The 208-nt window shown below is 62.5% G+C and carries 1 protein-coding gene; it reads right to left on the bottom strand.

Annotated features, from left to right (window positions below; translation table 11 throughout):
• Positions 1 to 208, bottom strand: a 208-nt coding sequence (locus GZH79_RS18570; protein WP_249219301.1) for a transposase, incomplete at both ends; no start/stop codon positions are given.

Here is a 208-nt window from a genome sequence, read left to right as displayed (position 1 = left end):
ACCGACATCCGTGCGGAGCTTTCAGATGGCGCAGCGCGGGTGTCGGTTGCGGTGGTGAGGTGTTCGGCGAATGCCTTGGGCGTCTGGTAGCCAAGCGCCGAATGCGGGCGTGTTTCGTTGAAGTCATCCGCCCAGGCCCGGATCACAGCACGGGCGTGCGCCATGTTCCGGAACATGGTTTCGTTCAAAAGTTCATCGCGCATGCGCC

Source organism: Loktanella sp. SALINAS62 (genome assembly GCF_018263905.1).
GTDB lineage: Bacteria > Pseudomonadota > Alphaproteobacteria > Rhodobacterales > Rhodobacteraceae > Loktanella.
Note: the sequence above shows the minus strand (reverse complement) of the source record. Positions and strands in the feature narration are given on the sequence as shown.